This is a genomic window from Blastococcus sp. OS1-29, assembly GCF_057628075.1.
This window is the reverse complement of sequence record NZ_JBXXJK010000004.1, coordinates 96254-119416: the sequence shown is the minus strand read 5'-3', so window position 1 is coordinate 119416 and position 23163 is coordinate 96254. Positions and strand designations below refer to the sequence as shown.

Here is a 23163-nt window from a genome sequence, read left to right as displayed (position 1 = left end):
AGGACCATGCCGGGGTGACCCGCACTACCGCAGCCTCCGCCCCGTCCGCGCCCGGCCAGCACCGCCGGGGGCTGCTGCTGATCGGCGTGGCGATCGTCCTGACCGGCGTCAACCTGCGGACGGCGGTCACCAGCATCGGGCCCGTGCTCCGCGAGATCGAGCACGGGCTGGGCATCTCCAGCGGACTGGCCGGCCTGGTGACGACGATGCCGGTGCTCTGCTTCGCTCTGATCGGGTTCGCCGGTCCCGGGTTGTCGGCGCGCTTCCGCGACTCCCACGTGCTCAGCGGGGCGCTGGCCACCATGGCCGCGGGGCTCGTGGTCCGCGCCGTCGCGCCGGCGTTCTGGCTGTTCCTGCTCGGCACGGTGCTGGCGATGGTGGGCGGCGCCCTGGGCAACGTCCTCCTGCCCAGCCTGGTGAAGCGCTACTTCCCGACCCGGACCGGCCTCCTGGTCGGCGCGTACAGCACCGCGATGTCGGTCGGCGCCACCGTGGCGGCCGTGTCCACCGCGCCGATCGCCGCGGCCATGGGCGACGGCGGATGGCGATGGGCACTCGGCGTCTGGGCGGTCTTCGCCCTGCTCGCCGCCGGGCCCTGGTTGTTCGTCCGGGCGAATCCCGGCGCCTCCCGCGGCACGCACACCGCCGTCCGGCTGCTCGACCTGCGGCACAGCCGGATGGCGCTGGCCCTGATGGTGTTCTTCGGGGTCCAGGGCCTGGAGGCCTACATCGTGATCGGCTGGTCGGCCTCCTACCTCCGGGACGCCGGCCTCACCGCCGCGGCCGCCGGGCTGCTGCTCGGCCTCAACCAGGTCATCGGCATCCCGCTGAGTGCCCTCATCCCGGCGCTGACCGTGCGCCCGCGCGCCCAGCGACCGCTGCTGCTCGGGTTCCTGGTCTGCTACTCGGTCGGCTGGATCGGGCTCTGGGCCGCCCCGCGCACCGCCCCGTGGCTGTGGATGATCGTGCTGTCGGTCGCCATGGCGTGCTTCCCGATGATCCTCACCCTCATCGGGCTACGGGCGCGCACCCCCGAGACGACCGCCGCCCTGTCCACCTACGTGCAGAGCTGGGGATACGTCATCTCCGCCGTCGGCCCCCTGCTCGTCGGTGTGCTGCTCGGCGCCACCGGCAGTTACGTGCCGATGTTCGTCCTGGTGCTCGCCGGGGTGGTGGTGCTCGCGGTCACCGGCTGGTTCATGACGCGGGAGCGGTACGCCGACGACGAGGTGAACCGGTTCGTACCGGGATGGTCGTCGACCGCGCACTGCGACGACGTCCTGGAGGTGGCCGGCGCCGAGGCGCCGGTCAGCGTCCACGTCAGGACGGACCCCGGGTCCCACGGCTAGGCACGTCGCGTCTCCGCGCGGGTGAAGTTGCGGTAGGAGCGGGACGGCGTGGGGCCGCGCTGGTCCTGGTAGCGGGAGCCGTACACCGCCGACCCGTACGGGTGCTCGGACGCGCTGGTCAGCCGGAACATGCAGAGCTGGCCGATCTTCATGCCGGGCCAGAGCGTGATCGGCAGGTTGGCCACGTTGGAGAGCTCGAGCGTGATGTGGCCCGAGAACCCGGGATCGACGAACCCTGCCGTGGAGTGCGTGAGCAGCCCGAGCCGGCCGAGAGAGCTCTTCCCCTCGAGCCGGGCCGCCAGGTCGTCGGGGAGCGTGACGACCTCGAGGGTGGACCCGAGCACGAACTCGCCGGGGTGCAGCACGAACGGCTCGTCGTGGTCCGGCTCCACCTGCGTCGTCAGGTCGTCCTGCTGCAGGGCGGGGTCGATGTGGGTGTACCGCGAGTTGTTGAAGACCCGGAAGTACCGGTCCAGCCGGACGTCGATGCTCGAGGGCTGCACCAGCCCGGCGTCGTAGGGATCGAGCCCGAGGCGCCCCTCGGCGATCGAGGCCTTGATGTCGCGGTCGGACAGCAGCATGGCGCGGAGTCTAGGGAATCGCCTGGATCACCCGACCGGGCGAACCTCCTCAATGAGCTCACCGGACACGCCGTTCACCACCGGAGTAGACGCACGCCCGCCGCCGGCCATCCGGTGCGGACGACTCCGGACGGCCCGGGGGTCCGCGTCCGGAGGGCGACGGATGACGACCAAGCGGGTCCAGGCGCTGATCCTGGCCGCCGCCGTGACCGCGGGGTACGCGGGCGCGGCCGTCTATTCGGCGTGGGCGCTGCCTTCGGTCGCCGTGGCGACCGACTTCGGTCCCGGCGACGGCCTGACCCGTTACGTGCTCACCGCCTCGTCCGGGGATGCCGCGGCGCTGCTGCCGGCGCTGGAGGCCACCGACGGCATCGTCAGTGCCCAGCGACTCAGCGGCGGCCGGGCCCTGGTGGCCACCAAGGGGCTGCCGCCGCAGGCCCTCGAGGTGGTGCCCGGTGTCGCCGACGCCGAGTTCTCCACCTCGGTGCCGGTGCTCGGCACGATCACCGACCCGTACTTCCCCCGGTACGGCTACAACCTCGACAACACCGGCACCAACTCCTACGACCAGCCCTCCCCGGCCGTGGCGAACGCCGACGTCGACGCACCCGAGGGCTGGGCCGGCGGCACCGGCAACGGCCGGATCGTCGCGGTCGTCGACACCGGCTACGACTCCGACCACCCCGAGCTCGCCGGTGCGCTGTGGACGAACCCGGCCGAGTCCTGCGGGTCGACCGACACCGACGGCAACGGCAAGGCCGGCGACTGCCACGGGTGGAACTTCGCGAGCAACTCCCCCGACGTCGACAACGGCGCCGACGGCCAGCACGGCGCGAGCGTGGCGGGCGTCATCGGCGGCCGCGTGGGCAACGGCCTGGGCACGGCCGGCGTGGCCCCCGACGTCACGATCATGCCGCTGGTCATCGGCAGCGGCTCCGGCGTCGACGTGAACCTCGGCGCCGAGGCGATCCGCTACGCCGTCGACCACGGCGCCGACGTCATCAACGCCTCCTGGGGCGGTGCGGTCACCGGCTCGGCCCTCACCAGCCTGGAGTCGGCCATCGCCTACGCCGGCGCGCACGGCGTGCTGGTGGTCGCGGCGGCGGGCAACGACGCCGCGAACCGCGACACGTCGCCGCTGTACCCGGCGGCGCTGGCCGACACCAACATCGTGACGGTCGGCAGCTCGACCGCCGCCGACCACATCTCGCCCTTCTCGGCCTACGGTGCCACCACCGTCGACCTGTTCGCGCCGGGCCAGCTGGTCCTCACGACGTGGAACGACGGCGGTTTCCGTCTGGTCAGCGGCACCTCGATCGCCGCCCCGCAGGTGGCGGCCGCGTACGCCCTGTACCGCGCCGCCTGGCCGGACGCCACCGCCACGGAGCTCAAGCAGGCCCTGCTGGACGACGTGGACCCGATGCCGGCGTTCGCGGGCAGGTCGGTGACCGGCGGACGGCTGTCGATCGGCTCGCTGGCCGACGGCGCGCTCGGTGCGGTCCGATACACGTTCACGTCGATGACCGCGCCGGCCGGCGTGGTCGCGCCGGGCATCGCGGCGGCCGGGGCGGACGCGACGGGCGACTACTCGGTCGCGCTCGGACTCGGCATGGAGCAGCGCGGCGAGATCTTCGCCCTCTCGGGCAAGGACCTGACGCTGGGCGGCACGACCCTGACGACCGACGACACGGGCGAGGCGCTGTTCTCCCTCGGAACGGCGAGCTCGCTGTCCGGCCTGAGTCTCTCCCCCTCGATGGAGCTCGGCGACGGGCGTTACGTGCTGACGGTGCAGCTGTACCGCGACGGCACCATCCTCGGGCGGACCTTCGCGGCGCCCCTGCTGGTCGGCATCGCGGTGACAGCGCCGGGGACCGGCACAGGTTCAGGCACTGGCACCGGCACCGGTTCCGGCACGGGCTCCGGCACCGGTTCGGGTTCGGGCACCGGCTCCGGCACGGGCACCGGCACCGGCACGGGCACGGGGACCGGCACAGGCACAGGGACGGGCACGGGGACCGGCACAGGGACGGGTTCGGGCTCCGGCACGGGCGCTGGCCCGGGCTCGGGCACGCCCGCTCCGGACCCGGTGGTCGTCGCCGAAGGCACCGCGTCGCCGGGCACGGGCACGGGTTCCAGCGACCCCGGCGCCGGTCCGGGCTCCGGCAGCGGCACGGGCTCCGGCACCGGCACGGGCTCCGGCAGCGGCAGCGGCTCCGGCAGCGGCAGCGGCAGCGGCACCGGCTCGGGGGGCGCCGGCTCGGGCACCGCCCCGGCCCCGGGGGTTGGTGGCTCCGCGTCCTTCCCGGGATCGGGCCCCTTCGGGATCACCGCGATGACTCCCACCACGGTCGACATCGCCGGCGGCACGCTCGTGACCATCACGGGGACGTCGCTGCCCAGCAACCCCCGGGTGCTGATCGGCGCATCGGCCACGGCATCGGTCGTCTCGTCCTCGTCGACGAGCATCGCCTTCCGGACCCCCGCCCGGGCCACCGGCGCGTACGGCGTGCACGTCTTCGCCACCGACGGGACCGAGCAGGTGCTCACCGATGCGCTCACCTACGTCGCCGGCGCGGCCTCCGGCGGATCGGGAGCCGGAACCGGAACCCCAGGGACGGGGACCGGAACCGGCAGCGGCACCGGCACCGGCACCGGCACCGACACCGGCTCCGGCTCCGGCGCGACGGGCACCGGCACGGGGACGGGCACCGGGGGCAGCCCCGGCAGCGGCACGGGCACCGGCGGCTCCGGCTCCAGCGGGTCGGGGTCCTCGGCTCCGGTAGTCGTGACCGGGCCGAACGGTGAGCGTCTCGTGCGGACGACGAAGTTCACCGCCATCGGCGCGATCTGGTCGATGGACTGCTCGGCGTCCTGCTCCGGGGTGGCCATCTAGGCACCGCACGAACCGCTGGGCCCCGTCCGACTTCCCCCCTGCGGACGGGGCGCAGCACGTCCGGAACCGTTCCGATAACCCCCTCGACTGCCGATGACTGAGCGGACATCAATTCGACGAGGGAGGCACGTGCTGGGCACCCAGCCCGCGGTTCAGGCGCCACGCGCCGCGCACCGCGACATCCGGCCGACCGGCCGGGAACGGTCGTTCGCCGCAGACGAGCTCATCGTCTCCAAGACGGACCCCCGCGGGGTCATCACCTACGCGAACGACGTCTTCCTGCGCGTCAGCGGCTACGACATGCACCAGGTCGTGGGGCAGCCGCACAACCTCATCCGGCATCCGGAGATGCCACGCGCGGTGTACAAGCTGCTCTGGGACACCCTGGGCGAGGGCCGGGAGATCTTCGCCTACATCAACAACCTGGCCTGCGACGGCGGGCACTACTGGGTGCTCGCCCACGTGACGCCGTCCTACGGCATCGACGGTCGGGTGATCGGGTACCACTCGAACCGCCGCAAGCCGTCAGCACGCGCCGTCGAGGTCGTCCAGCCGCTGTACACGCGGCTGCTCGCCGAGGAGCGTCGCCAGCCGAACGCCAAGGCGGCGGTGCAGGCGTCCAGCGCGCTCCTCCAGCAGGTCCTCGCGGAGCAGGCGAGCTCCTACGACGAGTTCGTCTGGTCGATCATCAATCGCGAGGAGACGTGATGGGACGCGGCGGCGCCCGGGGCCAGAGCGCGCACGAGGAGCTCGAGGCCTACCGCGCCTTCGTGGCCCGGCTGACGCAGACGTGCGAGGCGGCCGCCCGGGGCGATCTCGAGGCGCGCCTCGAGCTCGCCCCTGAGGCTGCGTCGATCCCCGAGCTGAACGCCGCCCACCACTCGGTCAACCGGGTCCTCGACGTGTCCGACGCGTTCGTCCGCGAATCGTCCGCGGCGCTGACGTCGGCAGCGGAGGGCAGGTTCCACCGGCAGCTGCTGCTGACCGGACTGCTCGGCGCGTTCCGCAAGAGCGCCGTCGACATCAACGGCGCCCGCGATGCCATGCGCGAGACGGCGGGACGGGTGACCGAGGCGCAGACGTCGCGGCTGCGGCTGGCCGACGAGTTCGAGTCCGTCGTCCTCGCGATGTCCGAGCAGGTGGCGACGGCGTCGACGGAGATGAGCGCGTCCGCCTCGAGCCTCACCGCGGCGGCGGAGGCGGCGAGCACGGAGGTCGGCACCGCCCAGGAGACGATCACCTCGCTGACGCAGTCGTCGGCCGAGATCAAGGAGATCATCGCCATGATCGACTCGATCGCAGCGCAGACCCGGTTGCTGGCACTGAACGCCACCATCGAGGCGGCGCGCGCCGGTGAGGCCGGCAAGGGGTTCGCGGTCGTCGCCTCGGAGGTCAAGGACCTGGCCGACCAGACCGGTCGCGCCACCGAGCAGGTCACGGCCCAGGTCGAGCAGATCCGGCAGGCGTCGGAAGGCGTCGCCAGCGGCATGAGCAACGTGGGGACGACGGTCGACGAGATGAACGCCCTGGTCGACGGGATCGCCGCGGCGGTGGACGGCTCGTCGTCCCTGGCCGCCGGTGGGGACGACATCACGGGGCTCTCGCAGATGGCCGAGCGGCTGCGCTCGGAGGCGACCGGATTCCTGGCGGAGATGCGCCGCTGATCAGGGGGCTACTGCCGAACGCGAACGGCCGCCAGGTACTCTGGCGGCCGTTCGCGGGTGTAGTTCAATGGTAGAACATCAGCTTCCCAAGCTGACAGTGCGAGTTCGATTCTCGTCACCCGCTCCACGTCCGCTGCCCCGTCCTTCCTGCGGTGATCACTGGTCCGGCACGGCGAAGACGAAGGCGTTGTCCAGGTAGTCGTGGTTCACGACCTGTCCTGAGCAGGTCACGAGCACCAGCCGTCCGCACGCGGGACCGCCGGCGTCCGACCAGGCGCCCTCGAAGTCGAAGATGCGAGCGCGCAGGCCGGGATCGTCGTCCAGCTGCCTCTTGTCGACGACGAGCGCCGTCGCCGTGGTGGGGAAACCCATGGAGGCTGCCGTCACCACGTGATAGCCCAGCGTTCTGCCGTCGCTCAGCGCGACACTGATGCGCTGGCCCGGCCGATACGTCGTGAGGTCGCCGAAGGCGCCGAGCACGCGGTCGTAGTTGACGTGGGTGGTCAGGACGGCCGAGCCGTGGTCAGCGCCCGGCCCCACCGCCGCGTAGTCCAGCCATCCGGCCACCGTCGGATCCTGCGGCACGTACAGGGTGCCGTCGTTCTGCAATCCGTGCGCCTCCACCGGGGTGTTCTGGGCCCGTGCCCCCTCGACCGTGATCCCGACCGGTACGCCCGGACGATCAGCGCAGGTCGATCCGTGTCCCGGGGGCGCCCCGGCGGCGAGGACCGTCGCGGCGCCAGAAGGCTCCGCATCCGGAACAGCCACCGGGGCCAACTGCGGGCCGGCCTGGCTGGGGGAGCGGCCGCTCACGATCAGGGCGAGGCCCAGGATCAGTGCGACTGCTCCGCCCAGCCAGGCGAGCCGACGAGCCCGGTGTCGGCGCTCAGGCGTGGACACGCCCCAGCCGGCGGCGAGTCACGGCAACCCCGGCGCCCAGAGCGGCGGTGGCCACCAGTGCGATCCCGACGCCCTGCGCGGCGGAGAGGCCGTCGTCGAACTGGCCGGCGTGGACGCTGCCCGACGGCGCCGCGTAGGTGGTGCGCGGCGAGCGGACCGCCGTCCCGGCGCCGCGCGTGGGCACGACGCCCACGCCGGCCGGGGTCACCACCGGGGTCCCCGCCGACGTGCCGGGGGTGCCGGGCGTACCCGGGGTGCCGGGCGTGCCGGGCGTGCCCGGGGTCCCCGGAGTGCCGGACGTGCTCGGCGGCGTGCAGCCGTTGTCGTAGGTGGCCCTGCCCTGGCTGTCCCAGTTCTGGCCGGGGTAGGACTGCCCGTCGTACGTGAACGGCGGAATGATGTCCCGCTGGTCCTGGTGACCGTAGTGGCCTTCGATGACGCCCTCGGCATCCGGAGAGATCACGACGAAGGGATTCGTCTGCGAGCCGGTCGCGTGGCAGATGGTCACCTTCAGCGTGTCGCCGCCCGAGTGCCCACCGTCGCCACCGGGGTGGTCACCCTCGCCGGAGGGGCCGTCGCCCCCCGGGGCCTCCGGGGTGCCGGAGCCGCCCGGCACGCGGCAGCCGTTGTCGAAGGTCGACTTGCCGGAGTCCCAGTTGAGGCCCGGGTAGGACTCTCCGCGCAGGGTGAACGGCGGGATGATGTCCCGCTGGTCCTGGTGGTCGTAGTGGCCGTGCAGAACACCCTCGGCGCTGGGCGTGATGACGACGAAGGGATTGCTGGCCGATCCTGTGGCGTGGCAGATGGTGACCTTGTCGCCGCTGGCACCGTGGTCGGCTCCCGGGGCGGCCAGGGCCGCTCCTGCGCCGAACATCAGCGTCGCGCTGCCGACGAAGACACCGGTTCCGATCCGGACAGCAGTTCTCCGCACGCTCATTCTGGTTCTCCTTCTCCCCGTCGGGGGAGGCGGCGCGGCGCGCCGTACCCGCATGACCGCGATGACCGCAGCGCCATGCGCCCCCCGTATGTGACGGGGCCCGGGTTGCCACGCACCCGGGCGGCCATGCGGGCGGAGCAGCCGGATAGGGGCAGGTTCAGCCGATCAGGTGAACCGGCTGTCGCCTGATCGGGTGACGGTCGGTCACGCAGCGTCGACGATGTCGCCGGGAGAAGCCCCCGCGGGCACCTGGAACGTCGGCGCCGGTGACTCTCGGTGAGTACCGCCGATCCGCCCCCGGCATCGGCGTCAGGCCTTCAGGACCTCCGCGGCGGCGCGGCGGCCCGACGAGATCGCGCCGTCCATGTAGCCGTGCCAGAAGGTCGCCGTCTCGGTGCCCGCCCAGTGGATCCGCCCGACCGGCGCCCAGATCGCGTCGCGGTCCTGGGTGAGCGCGCCGGGCGGGAGCAGGTGCACCGGACCGCCGCGGTTCCACGCCTCGTCGCTCCAGTCCTGGACGACGACGGCGGTCGGCGTCGCGGCCTGCGGCCCGAAGAAGGCGACGAACTGCTCGACGACCGCGGCCTTCAGCGCCTCGTGGTCGTCCCCCCACGTCCGCGCCTCGTCGCCGCCCACGAATGCGAGCAGGCCGCCGAGGCTGTTGTCGGCCGGCGTCACGTCGTAGCAGATCTTGCCCGGCCCGGTGTCGCTCACCACTGCTCCGGACAGCCCGGCGTCGCGCCAGAACGGTCGGGGATAGAGAGCCTCGACCTTGATCAGGCGGCCCGCAGGACTGTGCTGCGTGTAGTGGTCGCGCGCGCTGGGCAGCGGCGGGTCGTACTCGATCCGGGCCGCCAGGTTCGGCGGCAGCGCCAGCACCGCGTGACGGGCCCGCACGGTCAGCCGGTCGCTCACCACCTGCACGCCGTCCGCCGTCTGCAGCACCTTCCGCACGGGCGTCGAGAGCTGGACACGGTCGCCGAGTGCGGCCGCCATGCGCAACGACATCGACTGGGCGCCGTCGACGAACCGGCGCTCCTGCGCCCCGCCCCGCACGTCGATGAGCCGCTCGAAGGTGCCCGGGTTGTGCTCGTCGCCCGCGCACGCGACGTACCAGAGCGCGTACAGCAGCGAGATCTCCCGCGCCTCGCCGCCGAACAGGGCGTTGAACGCGGCTGCGGCGACCCTGCGGGTCTGCGGCGACACGGTGTGCTCCCGCAGCCAGGTGTCGAACGTCTGGCTGTCCCACTCCTCGGCCTTGTCCGCGGTCCACGGCGCCTCGACCGGCACCTCGGTGGACAGCTGGTCGACCAGCGCGATGACAGCCACCAGGTCGGCCAGGATCGTCGGGTCCGGCGGCGCCCCGCCGGTGGGCCCGCCACTGGGGTACGGGAGCAGGGTCCCGTCGCGGTTGTAGAGCGCGTTCCCCTCGTCGACCTGGGCGAACGTCGCCAGGCCGAGCTCGGCGGCCAGCGCCGCGACGGCGTTCTGTGTGGGTCCGATCCAGGTGCCGCCCAGGTCGGCCACGTGCCCGCCGGGCAGCGCGTGGTTGAGCGTGCGTCCGCCGACCCGGTCGCGCGCCTCGAGGACGGCGACCCGGCGACCGGCGGCGCTGAGCACGCGGGCCGCGGTCAGGCCCGCCAGGCCCGCGCCCACGACGACGACGTCGGCATCGACCGCGCGGCCGCCGACGGGAGCCGCCATGGCCGGACCCGGACGGAGCACGAGGGCACCCGCGGCCGCGAAAGCGGCGCCGGACACCAGCTGACGGCGAGAGAGCTCAGGCATGCGACGTCAACGAGCGACGTCACCGATCGTCACGCTCACGCGCCGGTACGGACCGTGCCCTCGGGGTCGTGGATCGAGCCGACCCGGTCGAGCAGCTCGCCGAGCGCCTCGCCGAGCATGGGCCGGGCGTAGTGGTAGCCCTGCGCGATGTCGCAGCCGAGCGCCCGCAGCGCGTGCACGTGCTCGGCGCCCTCGACCCCCTCGGCGACGACGGTCAGGCCGAGGTTGTGGCCGAGGTCGATCGCGGTGCGCACCAGGACGGCGTCCGCGGTGTTGGTCGTCATGCCGAGCACGAACGAGCGGTCGACCTTGAGCTCGTCGACGGGCAGCCGGCGGAGATAGGCCATGGAGCTGTAACCGGTGCCGAAGTCGTCGATCGACAGTCGGACGCCCAGGTCGTGCAGCCGCTGGAGGACCTCCATGCAGCGCGCCGCGTCACCCATGACGGCGCTCTCCGTGACCTCCAGGCGCAGCAGGCGGGCCGGGACGCGGTGCTCGGCCAGCAGCCGCTGCACCATGTCGGGCAGGCCCGCGTCGAGCAGGCAACGGGTGGACAGGTTCACCGCCACGGGGACGGCGTGGCCTGCGTCCAGCCAGGCGCGCATCTGCGAGAGGGCCATGTTCAGGACTCGTTCGGTCAGCCGCAGGATGATGCCGGTGCCCTCGGCGACCGGGATGAACTGATCGGGTGGGATGAGCCCCTCGGTCGGGTGCTGCCAGCGCAGCAGCGCCTCGACGCCCTCGATCCGCTCGCCGTCGAGCGTGTACTTCGGCTGGTAGTTCAGGAAGAGCTCGTCGGTGCCCTCGAGCGCGCGGCGGAGATCGCCCAGCAGCGTCAGCCGCCAGGGTGCGGTGACGTGCCGGTCGGCCTCGAAGACCACGGCGCCGGCCTTGAGCTCCTTCGCGGCGTACATCGCGATGTCGGCGTTGCGCAGGAGCTCCTCGGTGTCGGTGCCGTGCCAGGGGGAGAGCACGATGCCGATGCTCGCCTCGATGTCCAGGGCGACGCCGTCGACGTCGAAGGGCAGGTGCAGCGACCGGCTGAGCCGGTCGGCGACGGCCTGGGCCTCGGCGACGCCGTCCACCGACGGCAGGAGGACGGCGAACTCGTCGCCACCCAGGCGCGCGACGGTGTCCCCGTCCCGCAGGACCGACTGCAGGCGCGGGCCCACCTGGCGCAGCAGCTTGTCGCCGTAGGTGTGACCCAGGCTGTCGTTGATCTCCTTGAAGCGGTCCAGATCGATCAGCAGCAGCGCGATCTCGTGCTCGGACCGGGTGGCGGCGGCCAGGCCCTGCTCGAGGCGGTCGCGCAGCAGCTCCCAGTTGGGCAGGCCGGTCAGCGCGTCATGGGTGGCCTGGTGCCGGTCGCGGACGGCGGAGTCCCGCAGCTCCTCGCCCTGTCGCTGCAGCCGGCGCGAGGCCGAGGCGACGAAGCGGAACAGCACGGCGTAGAAGACCGCCAGGCCGACGGCCAGCGTGGTCAGGAGGGTGCGGACGTCGTGGCTGACCGCCGCGGCGACCGGGCCGTAGGGCAGGTAGAGCTCGACGGCGCCGTCCGGCGTGGCGGAGCCCTCGTACTGGACCGGGACGTAGACCTCCAGCAGGCGGCGGGAGCCGCTCTCGCTGTCGGCGGAGTCGTCGGCGGTGTGCGAGAAGCCGGACACCACCTTCCCCGCCAGTGCGTCGCCCAGCTCCTCGGACGTCGACGTGGTGCCGATCTCTTCGGGGTCGCCGGAGTAGACGATGGTGCGGTCGGAGTTGAAGATGGTCAGCTCGACGGGGTCGAGATCGTCCAGGCGGCCACCACCGGCTCGCAGCTGGGATCCGGCCGCGTCGATGGCCTGCGCGACACCGGCCAGCCGCTCCCCGTCGAATCCACGGGCGAAGTCCTCCGGGGTCAGCTGCGGCATGAGCCCCAGCCGGACGGCGACGATCACGGTGGACTCGGCCTGCTGCTGGGCGCGCTCGGTGATCGAGCTGCTGAGCACGGATGCGAGCACCCCGCCCACGGCGAGCGTCAGCAGCAGGCTGATCGCGCCGAAGCGGATCAGCATGCTCGCGCCGCGCAGCCGACGGAGGAGGCCCATACCCGTCTATCGGGACGTGGCGCAGATCCCTTGAGCGCGCTCGGGCCGCTCCCCCCGACGGGGTGATCCCTACGCTGCGTGCCGAACGCGCACACGATTGCGGAGACACTGCGGGAAATCCCTCACCAAGCTGGTTTTCCTCATCACTCTGAGTACGGACACGCAGCCTCCTGGAGACGGAACGGCGTCGTCACGCTCTGATGGTCCCGCCCCGGGTCCTTGGTCCCTGCCGGACTCCCGGAACGGCCGCGACGATCGGTTCATGAGCGACATCCGACCTGCCCGGGAGCCCGAGTCGGCCCCCGACGCGGAGCCGCCCGCGACGGAGCCCGAGTCGACCGAACCGGCCACCTCGGCGCGCGGCCAGGGCGTCGAGCCACTGCGCCTGCCCCCGCTGCTCCCCCGTCGCCAGAACCCGTGGCTGGTCGTCGAGGTGGACGGCTCGACCGCCGGCCATGGCGCGCTCGTGTGGGCGCTGCGCGAGGCCGCCCGCCGCGAGGCCACCGTCGTCGCCGTCGCCGTCCTGCACGCCCCCGACGGCGATCCACTGGACGGGGGCGGTCGAGCCCTCGTGCGCGCCCACCTCATCGCCCGCGAGCGTCTCGAGGCCCAGGTGCTGCGGGCGATCGCCGAGACGGGGGTGCACGGACGGACGCAGACCGCTGTCCTCGAGCGGCCCGTCTTCGAGGCCCTGGCCGCAGCGAGGAGCGGTGCCGACCTCGTGTTCGTCGGAGCCCGGGGGAAGACGCTGCTCCGCCAGGCCGTGCCCCGCCCACCGACCCGGCGTCCGCTCGCCCGTGGCGCCTGACACGGCGTCCTTCGGTCGCTCGCGGGGGGACCGCTTCCGGTCACCGGCCGCGCCTTCTACCGTCGGGCCGTGACCCCGCCCGACGGCGCCCCGGCGGATGCCCCCAGCGACATCACGGTCGCGCCGGCACTGACCGCCGCGCTCCAGGCCGCGGCCTCCGGCAGCCAACTCGAAGCGACGCTGCACCACATCGTGCAGGCGGCGGTACGGCAGTTCGACGCCGCCTACGGGGCGATGGGCGTGCTCTCGCCCGACGGCCGACGGCTCGACCGGTTCGTGACCGTGGGGGCGGGCACCGCGGACCCCGGGCCCTTCGGGCAGCCGCCGGACGAACACGGGATCCTCACCCTGCTCGGGACCGGGGAGGCTCAGCGCGACGACCCCGCGCAGCGCTCGTTCCTCGGGGTCCCCGTCTGCGTCGGCGACGAGGTCTTCGGCCACCTCTACCTCACCGAGAAGAGCACCGGTGGCGCGTTCACGGCGGCCGACGAGGAGGTGGCGCGGGCCCTGGCCACGGTCGCCGGGATGGCGATCGAGAACGCCCGCATGGCCGAGCGCGCCGAGACGCGCAGCCGCTGGGGCGCGGCCGCCACGGAGATGGCCACGGCGCTGCTGTCCGGCGCGGACGTCGACCACGTGCTCCGGGCCGTCTCGACCCAGGTGTGCGAGCTCTGCAACGCCGACATGGCCGGCGTCCTGGCCCCCAGCGTCGACGACGACTCGGCGATGACGATCGTGGCGGCCGTGGGCCCCGCGGCCGGCGACGTCGAAGGCGTCCGGTTCCCCTCGGGCCCCGGCAGCTACCTGGAGCAGCTGCAGCAGGCCCGCGCCCCCCGCCTGATCGAGAATGTCAACGCCGCACCCCTGCTCGGGCTGAGATCGCCCGCCGCCCTCGAGGTGACCACCGGCTTCGGCCCCGCGATGACCGCTCCGCTCGGCGACGGCCCCGGCCGGGGGTTGCTCGCGGTGGTCCGCACGGCGGGACGGGAGCAGTTCACCCCCGACGAGCTGGAGCTGCTCGCCGGGTTCGCCGCCCAGGCGTCGGTGGTGCTCGAGCTGGCCCGCGCGCAGGAGCGGGAACGGCGCCTGCAGGTCCAGGCCGACCGGGACCGCATCGCCCGCGACCTCCACGACCACGTCGTCCAGCGGATCTTCGCCACCGGCCTGGCCCTGGACCGGATCAGTCGCTCGCTCGCCGAGAAGGAGCCCGAGGTGGCCGCCCGCATCGGCGAGCGGGTCGACGAGCTGGACGGCACCATCGCCCGCATCCGCACCGCGATCTTCGCGCTCCAGGAGGCGGACGACGCCTCGCCGGTCACCGTCCGGCGGCGGCTGGGCGAGGTGGTGCGATCGGTGACCGAGGGGCGCGACCTGCGCCCGGACCTGCGTGTCCGCAACGAGGTCGAGGATCTCCCCCCGGACCTGGTGCACGAGATGGTGGCGGTCGTGCGGGAGCTGGTCACCAACGTCGTCCGGCACGCCGGGGCGTCCCGGTTCACCGTCGAGGTGACCGTCGGCGACACCGTGTCGGTGGTGGTCACCGACGACGGCTGCGGACTCCCGTCGATCACCGTGCGCAGCGGCCTGGCCAACCTCGACGACCGCGCGGAGCGGCGCGGCGGCCGGATGGTCTGCTCCAGCGGCCGGTCCGGGACCATGGTCAGCTGGACGGTGCCCCGGCCGGCGGCCGGCTGATCCTCACCCCCGCGGCGGTTCCCGCAGCTGTGTGGCCAGGATGGCCGCCTGCGTCCGCCGCTCGAGGCCCAGCTTGGCGAGCAGGTGGCTGGTGTAGTTCTTGACGGTCTTCTCCGCGAGCCCCATCCGCTGGCCGATCTGCCGATTGGTCAGCCCCTCGCCGATCAACCGCAGCACCGAGCGCTCCTGGTCGGTGAGCGTGCCCAGCCGGTCGCCCCCCGCGCCCGCACTTCCGCGCGACCGGGGGACGGCGGCCGTGACGTCGTCCCACAGGCTGCCGCCGCGCGCCACGGTGTGCACCGCCGACACCAGCGCCGGCCCGCGCACCTGCTTGAGCAGGAAGCCCGCCGCCCCGGCGCGCAGGGCGGCCTCCTGCGCGTCCTGCTCCGAGTAGCTCGTCAGCACCAGGCAGTGCAACCCCGGCATCCGCGCGATCAGCTGCCGGCAGAGCGTCGCGCCGTCCCCGTCGGGCAACCGCATGTCGAGCAGGACGACGTCCGGGCGTACGGCGGGCACCCGGGCGAGCGCCTCGGCGCACGACCCCGCTTCGCCCGCGACGACGATCCTGGTGTCGTCCTCGAGGACCTCGGCGACACCGCGGCGCACGACCTCGTGATCGTCGACCAGGAACGCCCGCACAGGCGGGGGCAGTGGGTCCACGGCCTGCCTCCTCCCGGCGCGTGGGGAACCAGGAAGCTCGGAGACTAGGGCCTTCCGACCCTCTCCGGAACCAGAACGGTCACGCCGGCAGCAGGAGGGCGGCGTAGAGCGTGAGCCCGGGGCCGAAGGCCATCGCCACCACCGGCCCGTCGACGTCGGCGAGCTCCTGCAGCACGAGCAGCACCGTGGCCGACGAGCAGTTGCCGTGTTCGGCGAGCACCCGCCGGGAGGCCCCCATCTGCTCCTCGGTCAGGCCCAGCTCGTCGCGGACCACGTCCAGGATGCGCGGACCTCCGGGGTGCACCGCCCACCCGGCGACGTCCTCCGTGCGCAGCCCTGCCGTGCCGAGCAGCTCGTCGACGACGCCGCCCACGTGGCGGGAGAGCACGTCCGGCACCCGCGGGGACAGCCCCATCCGGAAGCCGAGGTCGGTGACGTCCCAGGTCATGTGGTCGGCGGTGGACGGATCGGTGCGAGCGACGATCCCCGCGAGCCGGCGACCGCGCCCGGCGTCGGGCTCGACGACCACCGCGGTGGCGGCGTCGGAGAACAGGGCGTGGGCCACGACCTGCTCGAGGTCGGGCTGCGCCGGCTGCACGTGCAGGCTGGTCAGCTCGCAGCAGAGCAGCACCGCGGGACGGGTGCGCGCCGTCACGAAGTCGCTCACCGCGGCGAGCCCCGGGATCGCGGCGTAGCAGCCCATGTGGCCGACCAGCAGCCGCTGCAGCCCGGGCGGCATGCCGAGATCGCTGGCCAGGCGGATGTCCAGGCCGGGGGTGGCGTAGCCGGTGCAGGTGGCGACGGCGAACAGGCCGACCTCCCCCGGCGGCAGGCCCGCGGCGTCGAGGGCGCCCGCGACGGCCTGCTTGCCCAGCGGCAGCGCCTCCTGGACGTAGCGCTCCATCCGGGCGCCGGTGCCCCAGGTGCTGAGGTCCTCGTCGAGCGGGCTCGCGACCGCGTGCCGGCTGCGCACACCGGCGCCGGCGAAGATGCGGCGGGCCGCCCGCACCCCGTCGTAGTGGCGGGCGAAGTAGCCCTCCCAGACCGCGTCCTGGTCCAGCGTCGCCGGCAGCGCGGAGCCGGCCCCGGTGACGACTGCGCTGCTCATGCGGGCGGCTCGGGGGCCGACGGACTCCGCGTCATGCCTTCGACGGTACGTCGCAGCCTTCCCGCACGCCGTCTCAGCGCTTCCGGCCGATCCCGGCGAAGACGCTGCCGGTCCACCGGTGCGTCTTCATGGTCACCAGATCGCGTCGGCCGAACCTCCAGGCGATCGCCTCGCGCATCGACGGGCGCAGCCCCACCAGTTCGAGGTCCAGGCCCAGTCGTCCGGCAGCGGCCAGCAGCTGCTTCCGGTCCACGAACAGCGCCGGGTCGTGCAGGCCCCGGGGCGGCCCGCCGGGGAGCCGCTCCAGCAGGTGCACGTTGATCAGCACCGACAACCGTGTGGCCGCGAGCGTGTCGAGCAGCAGCAGGCCACCCGGCTTCAGCAGCCGCGCGCACTCCGCGAGCACGGCGACGTCGTCCTCGACGTGCTCGAGCACCTCGCAGGCCAGCACCACGTCCGCGCAGCCGTCGGCCAGCGGCACCTGCAGCGCGGACCCGGCCACGGGCCGCACCCCGTGTGCTCGGGCCAGCTCCAGGCCGGGCCGTCCGATGTCGACGCCGACGTGCAGGTAGCCCAGCGGCGCCACGTGCGGGCCCATGAGTCCCCCGCCGCACCCCAGGTCGACCAGGACGGCGCCCTCGCGGCCGGCCGGCGGGAGGTGCTGGGCACGCCAGGCCGCCAGCCAGTGCAGCGCGGCGAACTCCCCGTGCGGGGCCCACCACTCGTCGTTGAGCTCGGCGTACTGGGCCGGGTCGTTGCGCTGTCGCCCCGTCACGGCACCATGATCGCTGTTCGTCGCCCGTCCCGTCTGCCCCGGAGGTACCGCGAAGTGTCCGTCACCGTCGTCGGCAGCCTGAACGAGGACGTCCTCGTCGCCGTCCCCCGGCTGCCCGGACGGGGGGAGACCGTCATCGGCGGCGGTGTGGAGGTGGCGCCGGGCGGGAAGGGCGCCAACCAGGCAGCGGCGGCGGGCCGGCTCGGGCGTGGCGTGCACATGGTCGGCCGGGTGGGCGAGGACGCCCCCGGCCACCGGCAGCTCGCCGCGCTGGCCGCCGCCGGGGTGAACGTGAGCCGGGTGCACGCGACCGCGGGCGCGCCCACCGGCAGCGCCACCATCCCGGTCGAGGAGGGCACCGGCGAGAACCTGATCGTCGTGGTGCCCGGCGCGAACGCCGCGCTGCGGCCCGCGGACGCCGACGTCGAGTCGGTGCACCGGGCCACCGTGCTGCTGCTGCAGCTGGAGGTGCCGCTGGAGACGGTGCTCGCCGCCGCCCGGGCGACCACCGGGACCGTCGTCCTCAACCCGGCGCCGCCCGCCGTCCTGCCGGACGAGCTGCTGGCCGAGGTCGACGTCCTGGTGCCCAACGAGCACGAGCTGGCCCGGCTCGCCGGCGTGACGGACGGCGAGCGGTCGCCGTCGGAACTCGCGGAGCTCGCCCGCGCGGTCGGCTCCGGCTCGGTGGTGGTGACGCTGGGCGCCCGGGGTGCCCTCGTGGTGCCGGCCGACGGCGCCGCGCTGCTCCAGGCCCCACCCGCCGTGACGCCGGTCGACACCACCGGCGCCGGCGACTGCTTCTGCGGCGCGCTGGCCCAGGCCCTGGCCGGGGGCGCGGAGCTGGGCCCCGCCGTCCGGTACGCGGTCACCGCGGCGGCGCTGTCGACCACCGGGCCGGGCGCCCGCGGCGCGCTGCCCGACGACGACGCCGTCCGCGCGCTCCTCCCCCGGGTGCCCGACGCCGTCCCGGTGGACTGAGTTTCCGGCGCGCGGAGACGGGCACAGGCTCGGCATGACCGAGCCCGACGACCAGCAGCACACCGCCGAACCGGCCGAGGGCGGCGACCCCCCGGGCACCGGCGCCGGCGGACAGACGCCGCACCCCGAGGATCCCGCGGAGGGCGCCGACACCGGCGGAGGGGCCGACACCCCGAGCTCCTAGCCCTCCCGCACCCGCAGCTCCCGGCGGAGGATCTTGCCGCTGGCGGACTTCGGCACCGCGTCGATGAACTCGACCCGGCGCACGCGCTTGTACGGCGCCGCGCGCTCGGCGACGAACGCCAGGACGTCGTCCTCGGTCGCCCCGCTGCCCGGCGCACGGACGACGAACGCCTTGGGCACCTCGTCGCCCCTCTCGTCGTAGACCCCGATGACCGCCGCGTCGGCGACGTCCGGCGAGGTGAGGAGCAGCGCCTCCAGCTCCGCCGGCGCCACCTGGTAGCCCTTGTACTTGATCAGCTCCTTGACGCGGTCGACCACGAACCACCAGCCGTCGTCGTCGACGATGCCGATGTCGCCGGTGTGCAGCCATTCCTCGGCGTCGATGAGGGTGTCGGTCTCCTCCTGCCGCCCGAAGTAGCCCTTCATCCGCTGCGGCCCGCGGATCCAGATCTCGCCCTCCTCGCCCGGGCCGACGTCCTGCCCGGTGGCGACGTCGACCAGCCGCGCCTCGGAGCTCGGCACGAGCTTGCCGACGGTCCCCGGCGGGGCGGCCGCCTCCTGGGGGATCGGGACGAGGTGCGTCCCGGGCGAGAGCTCGGTCATCCCGTAGGCCTGGGTGATCGGCACGCCCAGCCGTTCGGCGGCGATCCCGGCCACCTCGGCGTCCAGCGGCGCTGCGGCGGAGACGATCGACGTGACCGCGGACAGGTCGCGGCCGGCCACCGCGGGGTGCTTGGCGAAGACGACGACCACCGGCGGCGCGACGAAGACCTTGGTGATCCGCTCGCGCTCGAGGACGGAGAGGAACTGCTCGAGGTCGAACCGGGGCAGCACCACGACCGTCGCGCCGGCCTGCAGCGGCAGGTTCATCAGCGCCGTCATGCCGTAGATGTGGAAGAACGGCAGGACGGCGATGATCCGGTCCTCCGGCGTCATCGGGCGGAGCGCCGCGATCTGCCGCAGGTTCACGCCGATGCTGGCGTGGGTGAGCATCACGCCCTTGGGCAGGCTCGTGGTGCCGCTGGAGTAGGGCAGCACCGCGACGTCCTCGGCGGCGTCCGTGGCGACCTCCGGGACCGGCCCGGTCGACGCGAGCAGCTCCTGGACGCTGCGATGGCCCTCGACGACGTCACACGTCCAGACCGGCCGGTCGCCGGCGGCCTCGACGGCGACCGGGAGCAGCGCGCCGACGGTGACCACGAGGATGGCCTTGCTGTCGTCGAGCTGGTTGGCCATGTCCTTGGCCGTGGTCATCGCCGACAGCGTGGTGACCGTGGCGCCCGCGCGGCTCGCTGCGTAGAAGACGACCGGGTAGAGCACGGTGTTCGGGCTGTGCAGCGCGACGACGTCTCCGGGCGTCACGCCGATCTCGGCGAACCCCGCGGCCATCCGCTCGACCATCTGCGCGAGCTGCCCGTAGCTGATCGTCTGCCCGGTGACGCCGTCGACCAGCGCCGGGTGGTCCCCGCGGGCCGCGGCGCCGGCCAGCACGGTCTCGTAGATGGGTGTCGAGGGGATCTCGACCGCGGGGAACTCGCTGGTGTGCATGCGCGGCTCGGACATCGTCGTCCTCCGGGTTGTCCGACGGTTTGTGCACAAACCGTCGCGTTGGGGGGTCAGTAGGAGCGGGGGAGCTGCAGGTCGTGCTGGGCGACGAAGCTGAGGATCATCTCCCGGCTCACCGGGGCGATCCGGCTCACGCGGGACATCGCCAGCAGCGCGGCGACGCCGTACTCCTGCGACAGCCCGTTGCCGCCGTGGGTCTGGATCGCCTGGTCGACGGCGTGCACCGCGGCCTCGGCGGCGGCGTACTTGGCGCTGTTCGCCGCCGTGCCGGCGTCCTGCCCGGCATCGATCAGCCACGCCGCCTTCTGCGTCATCAGCCGGGCGCACTCGATCTCGATCTGGCAGGCCGCCAGCGGATGCGCGAGGCCCTGGTGGGCGCCGATCGGCGTGCCCCAGACCTGCCGCTCCCGGGCGTAGGCAGTGGCCTTGCGCATCGCCAGCCGGGCCACCCCCAGCGAGTAGGCGGCCGCCATGACCCGCTCCGGGTTGAGCCCCGCGAACAGCTGCGCGATGCCCTGGTCCGGGTGGCCCACGAGAGCATCGGCGGGCAGCCGGACGTCGTCGAGGAACAGCTGGAACTGCCCCTCCGGCGAGATGATCTCCATCGGGATCCGGTGCGCGGTCAGCCCCGGGGCATCCGTGGGGACGACGAACAGCGCCGGCCGCAGCGTGCCCTTGCCGGAATCGGCCAGCTTGCCGACGACGAGCAGCGCATCCGCCTGGTCGACGCCGCTGATCCAGACCTTCTGCCCCGACAGCACCCACTCGTCGCCGTCGCGGCGGGCCGCGGTGCTGATCTCGTGCGAGTTGGAGCCGGCGTCGGGTTCGGTGATCGCGAACGCCATGGTCAGCGACCCGTCGGCGAGCCCGGGCAGCCAGCGCTGCTTCTGCTCGTCGGTGCCGAACTTCCCGATGACCGTGCCGCAGATCGCCGGCGACACGACCATCATCAGCAGCGGGCACCCGGCGGCGCCCAGCTCCTCGAGCACGATCGACAGCTCCACCAGGCCGCCGCCCCCACCGCCGTACTCCTCGGGCAGGTTGACGCCGAGGAACCCGGCCTTGCCCGCCTCGGCCCACAGCGCGTCGGTGCGCCCGCCGGCCCGCGCCTGCTCCAGGAAGTAGGCCTGCCCGTACCGGGAGCCGAGGTCGGCGACGGCCGATCGCAGCGCGCGCAGCTCGTCGCCCTCGTCGAAGTCCAGACTCACTCTTCTCCCTCGATCACGGCCAGCACCGCGCCTGCGTCCACCTGGGCCCCCTGGACGACGTCCAGGGAGCGCACCACGCCGGGGGCCCCGGCCACAACGGGGTGCTGCATCTTCATGGCCTCGAGCACGAGCAGCGACTGCCCCGCGCTCACCTCGTCGCCGACCGCCACGTGGACGGCGGTCACCGTGCCGGGCATCGGGGCGACGTGCGAACCCTCGGCGAGCGTCGCCCCGGCCTCCGGGAAGCGCGGCACCGGGCGGAGCGCCACCGACCAGCCGTCGCCCTCCACGTCGGCCTCGGAACCGTCGGCACCGGAGATCCGGAGGCGGTGCTCCACGCCGGCGACCTCGAGCACGACGTCGTCCGGGGTCGCCGACACGAGGACTACGTCGTCGCGGCCCTCGACGAGCAACCCGCCCCGGGCCTGCCGGTAGCCGATCTCGACCGTCTCGCCGGCGACGTCGAACGCGGCGCGCCGGAACTGGGACGGGACGTTCCGCCACCCGCTGGGCAGCTCCCCCAGGACCCGCGCGTCCCGGCGCCGGGTGGCGGCGCCCGCGAGGGCTGCGGCCAGCGCCGCGAGCTCCCGCTCCGGCGGGCCGGCCAGCGGCGCGGCGAGGACGTCGACCCCGATCCGGTCGAAGAAGCCGGTATCGGTGCGGCCGGACAGGAAGTCGGGGTGCCGCAGCGTGCGGACCAGCAGATCGCGGTTGGTGGCCACGCCGCGCACCTGGGCTCCGGCGAGGGCCGCGGCCAGACGGGCGGCGGCCTCCGCACGCGTCGGCGCCCAGGCGATCACCTTGGCCAGCATCGGGTCGTAGGCCGTGCCCACGGGCGTGCCGTCGACGACGCCCGCGTCCAGGCGGATCCCCGGCCGGTCGAGGACGTCGAACTCCGCCCGCACCGCGGGAACCGCCAGCCGGCGGACCACCCCGCCGGTGGGCCGCCAGCCCTGTGCGGGGTCCTCGGCGTAGAGCCGCACCTCGATCGACGCCCCGCGGGGCTCCGGCGGGGCGGCCGCCAGGCGCTCCCCCGCCGCGATCCGCAGCTGCTCCGCGACCAGGTCCAGCCCGGTGACGCACTCGGTCACCGGGTGCTCGACCTGCAGCCGGGTGTTGGTCTCGAGGAACCAGAACGTGCCGTCGCCACGGGCCAGGAACTCCACCGTGCCGGCGCCGACGTAGTCGATCGCCTTCGCCGCGGCCACGGCAGCCGCCGACAGGTCGGCCCGCAGGGCGTCGTCCACCGTCGGCGACGGGGTCTCCTCCACGACCTTCTGATGCCGGCGCTGCAGCGAGCACTCGCGTTCGCCGAGTGACCAGACCGTGCCGTGGGCGTCGGCGAGCACCTGCACCTCGAGGTGGCGCCCGGCCTCGACATAGGGCTCGCAGAAGACGGTGGGATCGCCGAAGGCCCGTTCGGCCTCTCCCCTGGCCGACTCGACGGCTCCCGGCAGCTCGGCGACGTCGCGCACGATCCGCATGCCGCGACCGCCACCGCCGGCGCTCGCCTTGATCAGCACCGGAAGGTCGGCGTCGGTCAGCTGCGCCGGGTCCAGCTCGGGCAGCACGGGCACGCCCGCGGCGGCCATCAGCTTCTTCGCCTCGACCTTCGAGCCCATCGCGGCGATCGCGGCCGGCGGCGGCCCGATCCAGGTCAGCCCCGCGTCGAGCACCGCCTGCGCGAAGCCGGCGTTCTCCGACAGGAACCCGTAGCCGGGGTGCACCGCGTCCGCGCCGGCGCTGCGGGCGGCGTCGATCAGCAGGTCGGCGCGCAGGTAGGTGTCGGCGGGCGCTGAGCCGGGCAGCCGGACGGCGCGGTCGGCCTCGGCGCGGTGCGGACTGTCGGCGTCCGCGTCGGAGTAGACGGCGACGGTGCCGATGCCGAGGTCGCGGCAGGTGCGGAAGACCCGGCGGGCGATCTCGCCGCGGTTGGCCACGAGTACACGGGTTGGCTGCTTCTTGGGGTATGGCATTCGGGCG

General features: G+C 73.8%; 19 protein-coding genes and 1 tRNA gene. 9 read left to right on the top strand and 11 right to left on the bottom strand.

Annotation, left to right across the window (positions count from 1 at the left end):
* The first annotated feature begins 14 nt into the window (after window positions 1-14).
* A complete protein-coding gene (locus AC2H4J_RS11570; protein ID WP_487465022.1) occupies window positions 15-1349 on the top strand; it encodes an MFS transporter in 1335 nt (444 codons plus the stop codon).
* Here AC2H4J_RS11570 and dcd read toward each other — a convergent pair.
* A complete protein-coding gene (gene dcd / locus AC2H4J_RS11565) occupies window positions 1346-1930 on the bottom strand; it encodes a dCTP deaminase (protein WP_487465021.1) in 585 nt (194 codons plus the stop codon). The genes AC2H4J_RS11570 and dcd overlap by 4 nt on opposite strands.
* A 163-nt stretch (window positions 1931-2093) precedes the next feature.
* On the opposite strand from dcd, the gene AC2H4J_RS11560 reads away from it, so the two are divergent.
* The 4 genes from AC2H4J_RS11560 (at window position 2094) to AC2H4J_RS11545 (ending at window position 6614) form a co-directional block, all read left to right on the top strand.
* A complete protein-coding gene (locus AC2H4J_RS11560) occupies window positions 2094-4823 on the top strand; it encodes a S8 family serine peptidase (protein ID WP_487465020.1) in 2730 nt (909 codons plus the stop codon).
* A 129-nt stretch (window positions 4824-4952) separates the two neighbouring features.
* On the top strand, window positions 4953-5531 hold the full coding sequence (locus AC2H4J_RS11555; RefSeq protein WP_487465019.1) for a PAS domain-containing protein: 579 nt from the start codon (window positions 4953-4955) through the stop codon (window positions 5529-5531).
* Window positions 5531-6487, top strand: a complete 957-nt coding sequence (locus tag AC2H4J_RS11550) for a methyl-accepting chemotaxis protein (RefSeq protein WP_487465018.1) — start codon at window positions 5531-5533, stop codon at window positions 6485-6487. The genes AC2H4J_RS11555 and AC2H4J_RS11550 overlap by 1 nt, the downstream gene beginning before the upstream one ends.
* A 53-nt stretch (window positions 6488-6540) precedes the next feature.
* Window positions 6541-6614: transfer RNA gene (locus AC2H4J_RS11545), tRNA-Gly, on the top strand.
* A gap of 29 nt (window positions 6615-6643) precedes the next feature.
* Here the strand turns inward: AC2H4J_RS11545 and AC2H4J_RS11540 are convergent.
* The 4 genes from AC2H4J_RS11540 to AC2H4J_RS11525 form a co-directional block, all read right to left on the bottom strand.
* Window positions 6644-7387, bottom strand: coding sequence for a class F sortase (locus tag AC2H4J_RS11540; protein ID WP_487465017.1), 744 nt, complete (start codon window positions 7385-7387; stop codon window positions 6644-6646).
* Complete coding sequence (locus AC2H4J_RS11535; RefSeq protein ID WP_487465016.1) at window positions 7374-8324, bottom strand: hypothetical protein; 951 nt, start codon at window positions 8322-8324, stop codon at window positions 7374-7376. Before AC2H4J_RS11535 ends, AC2H4J_RS11540 begins: the two co-directional genes overlap by 14 nt.
* 309 nt (window positions 8325-8633) lie before the next feature.
* Window positions 8634-10112, bottom strand: coding sequence for a flavin monoamine oxidase family protein (locus AC2H4J_RS11530; RefSeq protein WP_487465015.1), 1479 nt, complete (start codon window positions 10110-10112; stop codon window positions 8634-8636).
* 35 nt (window positions 10113-10147) lie between these two features.
* The gene (locus AC2H4J_RS11525) at window positions 10148-12166 is read right to left on the bottom strand and encodes a putative bifunctional diguanylate cyclase/phosphodiesterase (RefSeq protein ID WP_487465014.1); all 2019 of its coding nucleotides are present in this window, start codon (window positions 12164-12166) and stop codon (window positions 10148-10150) included.
* Between the two features lie 295 nt (window positions 12167-12461).
* On the opposite strand from AC2H4J_RS11525, the gene AC2H4J_RS11520 reads away from it, so the two are divergent.
* Complete coding sequence (locus tag AC2H4J_RS11520; protein WP_487465013.1) at window positions 12462-13007, top strand: universal stress protein; 546 nt, start codon at window positions 12462-12464, stop codon at window positions 13005-13007.
* 69 nt (window positions 13008-13076) lie between these two features.
* On the top strand, window positions 13077-14702 hold the full coding sequence (locus AC2H4J_RS11515) for a GAF domain-containing sensor histidine kinase (protein ID WP_487465012.1): 1626 nt from the start codon (window positions 13077-13079) through the stop codon (window positions 14700-14702).
* Window positions 14703-14705: 3 nt separating this feature from the next.
* Here AC2H4J_RS11515 and AC2H4J_RS11510 read toward each other — a convergent pair whose 3' ends face one another.
* From AC2H4J_RS11510 to AC2H4J_RS11500, 3 genes are all read right to left on the bottom strand, one after another.
* A complete protein-coding gene (locus AC2H4J_RS11510; RefSeq protein WP_487465011.1) occupies window positions 14706-15362 on the bottom strand; it encodes a response regulator in 657 nt (218 codons plus the stop codon).
* A gap of 79 nt (window positions 15363-15441) precedes the next feature.
* A complete protein-coding gene (locus AC2H4J_RS11505) occupies window positions 15442-16470 on the bottom strand; it encodes a type III polyketide synthase (RefSeq protein ID WP_487465010.1) in 1029 nt (342 codons plus the stop codon).
* A gap of 73 nt (window positions 16471-16543) precedes the next feature.
* Window positions 16544-17245 (bottom strand): class I SAM-dependent methyltransferase, encoded by a 702-nt coding sequence (locus AC2H4J_RS11500; RefSeq protein WP_487465009.1) that lies wholly within the window; start codon window positions 17243-17245, stop codon window positions 16544-16546.
* A 54-nt stretch (window positions 17246-17299) separates the two neighbouring features.
* Here AC2H4J_RS11500 and AC2H4J_RS11495 point away from each other — a divergent pair, with 54 nt between their 5' ends.
* Both AC2H4J_RS11495 and AC2H4J_RS11490 read left to right on the top strand, forming a co-directional pair.
* Window positions 17300-18223: a ribokinase gene (locus AC2H4J_RS11495; RefSeq protein ID WP_487465008.1), complete on the top strand. Its 924-nt coding sequence runs from the start codon at window positions 17300-17302 to the stop codon at window positions 18221-18223.
* A 34-nt stretch (window positions 18224-18257) separates the two neighbouring features.
* Entirely contained in the window at window positions 18258-18407 is a 150-nt protein-coding gene (locus AC2H4J_RS11490; RefSeq protein ID WP_487465007.1) for a hypothetical protein, read from the top strand.
* Here AC2H4J_RS11490 and AC2H4J_RS11485 read toward each other — a convergent pair.
* Genes AC2H4J_RS11485 through AC2H4J_RS11475 form a run of 3 tightly spaced genes read right to left on the bottom strand, consistent with a single transcriptional unit; the run spans window position 18404 to window position 23156 of the window.
* Window positions 18404-19969, bottom strand: coding sequence for an AMP-binding protein (locus AC2H4J_RS11485; RefSeq protein WP_487465006.1), 1566 nt, complete (start codon window positions 19967-19969; stop codon window positions 18404-18406). The genes AC2H4J_RS11490 and AC2H4J_RS11485 overlap by 4 nt on opposite strands.
* 53 nt (window positions 19970-20022) lie before the next feature.
* Window positions 20023-21180: an acyl-CoA dehydrogenase family protein gene (locus AC2H4J_RS11480; RefSeq protein WP_487465005.1), complete on the bottom strand. Its 1158-nt coding sequence runs from the start codon at window positions 21178-21180 to the stop codon at window positions 20023-20025.
* Window positions 21177-23156 (bottom strand): acetyl/propionyl/methylcrotonyl-CoA carboxylase subunit alpha, encoded by a 1980-nt coding sequence (locus AC2H4J_RS11475; protein ID WP_487465004.1) that lies wholly within the window; start codon window positions 23154-23156, stop codon window positions 21177-21179. Before AC2H4J_RS11475 ends, AC2H4J_RS11480 begins: the two co-directional genes overlap by 4 nt.
* Window positions 23157-23163 lie beyond the last annotated feature (7 nt).